The following is a 3,051-nucleotide window of genomic DNA, read 5'->3' on the forward strand; positions in this document are numbered from 1 at the left end:
TCACTTTAAAGAAAGCTACAAATAGTTACCCCCAAGAAATTGCGGGTGAGCCTATAATACAGAACATTTGCTGTTATAATAAGAGGCTGAAAAGCCTTGATCTTATAAAATGCCCCTTACTAGAACTAAACTGAACTCCTAAAATTTTGTATCCAACTTTTGGGATTCAGTTTAGTTCTTAGTAAAGGGCATTTTTCTTTTAGGAAGTCTCCGGACGGCCTTTTCCCTTTCAAAGGTTATTTCAATGGTTATTTATGCAACAGAATATCAGTTCCCGGAACGATCTTTCCCATTGACCATACGCAACGTACATTCAGTTCTTTGTCAAGAATCACAATATCGGCATCCTTACCCTTTGCTAACGCCCCTTTACGATCACTCACTCCAATTAAACGGGCAGGAGTTTCAGAAGCCATACGCACGGCATCTTCCAAAGGAATATTAGCTTTCTTTACCATGGTGCGAACCAACACATCCATCGTAGCCAAACTACCGGCCAACGCAGAATGATCCGCCATCTTGCATACGCCATCCTCTATGATATAACGAGGATCAATCGGTTCATTCCCTTCATAAGCGGCATACGCCAAAGCATCGGTAACAAGGCAGGTATTCTCCACACCTTTCAACTTATAAACCAATTTCAGGATAGTGGCAGGCAAATGAATACCATCCGCAATCACTTCCACAGTCATTCCATCCGTCAGATACACACTTTCCACTGTACCCTCATATTTATATTCACGACGTTTATGGAAACCCGGCATCGCATTATAGAAATGAGCAGCATGAGAAAATCCTACTGCAAATGCAGCTTTAATTTCATCATATTCGGCTTCGGTATGTGTAACAGCAGTCATAATTCCTTTCGAACGGGTATACTTTGCAAAATCATGTGCACCGGGCAGTTCGGGACTAATATCCCAACGTCTGATACAAGACGTATGCTCCAACAAAGGAATATATTCATTTTCATCCGGAGTTTTCAGAAAACCGTCATACTGCGTACCCGCCATCTTCGGATTCAGATATGGGCCTTCGATATGCAGACCAAGAATCGGAGAATCCTTCTCTTTCATCAAGTGCTCACATACATTGACTGCCTGGTAGATTCTTTCGAATGAAGTAGAGGACAAAGTAGGAAATATACCGGTAGCACCATGTTTCAGATGTGCATTGGTTGCGGTGCGAAAAGCCTCTTCCGTTGCTTCCGTATAATCATGCCCACCACCTCCATGTGCATGCATACTTACGAATCCGGGCACTATCGTCATCCCTCTGGCATCAATAACCGTTGCACCGATAACCGCTAAATCACTATTAGTTACCTCTAATATTTTTCCATCACAAATCAATACGGAACCATCTTTCAACCAGCCTTGCGGGGTAAGTATTCTTCCGTTTATTATTTGAGTCAACATAGTCTTTGTTATTTATTAGATTTAAAACAGTTTGTTGGTGCCTTCCACCAGTTCTCCCATTGCCCATACGGCTCTCACGTTCAAGTCTCTGTCCAAAGCGATCATATCGGCATCCTTGCCACGTTCCAGCGTTCCTTTACGGTCGAGCACTCCCATAATCCGAGCAGGAGTTTCGGAAGCCATTCTTACGGCATCTTCCAAAGGAATTTCTGCCTTTTGCACCATGGTACGAATCAAGCGATCCATCGTTGCAACACTCCCGGCCAAGGCTGAATGGTCTGCCAACTTACAGACTCCATCCTCAATAATCACACGCGGATCAAAGGCAACCTGGCTATCACTGGCGGCACAAGCCAATGCATCCGTTATCAGGCAAGTGCGTTCTACTCCTTTTATCTTATAGACAAGACGCAAGATCGTCGGAGGTACATGAATACCATCAGCCACCACTTCCACTGTCATATCATCAATCAGATAAATACTTTCTACCGTACCTTCATACTTATACTCTCTCCGTTTATGGAAACCAGGCATCGCGTTATAAAAATGAGTGGCATGCGTATATCCCGCCTCATAAGCCGTCTGTATATCCTCAAATTCTGCCTGGGTATGTCCTACCGAAGCCAGAACACCTTTTGCCGTGATATATTTACCGAATTGCATGGCTCCGGGAAGTTCCGGTGCGGCATCCCAACGTTTAATACAGCGTGTTTCTTCCAATAACGGAATATATTCTTCGGGATCAGGATCTTTGATATTTTCCGGAATCTGTCCGCCTGCCATGTCCATATTGAAATAATGTCCTTCCAAATGAAGCCCAAGTACAGGGCTATTGGGCTCTGCCATCATTTTTTCAGTAGTTGCCGCAGCTGCACGGATCATCGGAATGGTAGAAGAAGAAAGGGTAGGAAAAATACTGGTGGTACCATGCTGCATGTGAGCCTTGATTGCTGTCCGGAAAGCCTCTTCGGTACCTTCCATAAAGTCTCTTCCACCGCCACCGTGAACATGGATTTCTACACCGCCCGGAACAATATACATTCCTTTGGCATCAATCAGTTTGGCTCCGATAATGGCAAGGTCACAATTGGTTACTTCCAGAATTTTGTTATCGCGAATAAGAACTGACCCATCCTTCAGCCAACCTTGAGGCGTCAGGATGCGTGCATTAATGATCTGTGTTAACATATCACAAATAGTTAAATTAATTAAAGGTCTGTGTGAATCAATGACGCTCTTTTTTGGGGGGAGTACATTGATTTTTTCGTTTGCAAAATTACGTTTTTCTATTCAATCTATCGATAAAATCGTCCGATAAACTTCTAATAAAGTCCAATTTTAAACGATTATCCAACCATATATAAATCAGAATTCATCAATCATAAATAAAAAAAGGTTGCCAATCTTATCGACTGACAACCTTATGTCTATATGGAGCGGAAAACGAGACTCGAACTCGCGACCCTAACCTTGGCAAGGTTATGCTCTACCAACTGAGCTATTTCCGCAAACTAAATTTCGTCATTCAGAATTCTGAAGGATGGGTGCCCAGAACAGGACTCGAACCTGCATGCCTCTCGACACACGCACCTGAAACGTGCGCGTCTACCAATTCCGCCACCTGGGCAAA

At 43.5% G+C, this 3,051-nt stretch carries 2 protein-coding genes and 2 tRNA genes; all 4 read right to left on the reverse strand.

The features are described 5' to 3' along the window. Positions 1 to 248 precede the first annotated feature (248 nt). The 4 genes from nagA (DW862_RS18795) to DW862_RS18810 all read right to left on the reverse strand — a co-directional run bounded on the left by nagA (DW862_RS18795) (position 249) and on the right by DW862_RS18810 (position 3,048). Positions 249 to 1,421 (reverse strand): N-acetylglucosamine-6-phosphate deacetylase, encoded by a 1,173-nt coding sequence (nagA, locus tag DW862_RS18795; protein ID WP_120069880.1) that lies wholly within the window; start codon positions 1,419 to 1,421, stop codon positions 249 to 251. A gap of 21 nt (positions 1,422 to 1,442) precedes the next feature. Further along, positions 1,443 to 2,609, reverse strand: a complete 1,167-nt coding sequence (nagA, locus tag DW862_RS18800) for an N-acetylglucosamine-6-phosphate deacetylase (RefSeq protein ID WP_120069884.1) — start codon at positions 2,607 to 2,609, stop codon at positions 1,443 to 1,445. A 244-nt stretch (positions 2,610 to 2,853) separates the two neighbouring features. Beyond that, a tRNA-Gly gene (locus tag DW862_RS18805) sits at positions 2,854 to 2,929 on the reverse strand. Between the two features lie 37 nt (positions 2,930 to 2,966). Further along, positions 2,967 to 3,048, reverse strand: a tRNA-Leu gene (locus tag DW862_RS18810). Positions 3,049 to 3,051 lie beyond the last annotated feature (3 nt).

This window comes from Bacteroides sp. AM37-9, from assembly GCF_003603455.1.
Classification (GTDB): domain Bacteria; phylum Bacteroidota; class Bacteroidia; order Bacteroidales; family Bacteroidaceae; genus Bacteroides; species Bacteroides xylanisolvens.

Coding starts and splice junctions, on each gene's coding strand:
- nagA (WP_120069880.1), bottom strand. CDS start 1,421: ATGTTGACTCAAATAATAAACGGAAGAATACTTACCCCGCAAGGCTGG.
- nagA (WP_120069884.1), bottom strand. CDS start 2,609: ATGTTAACACAGATCATTAATGCACGCATCCTGACGCCTCAAGGTTGG.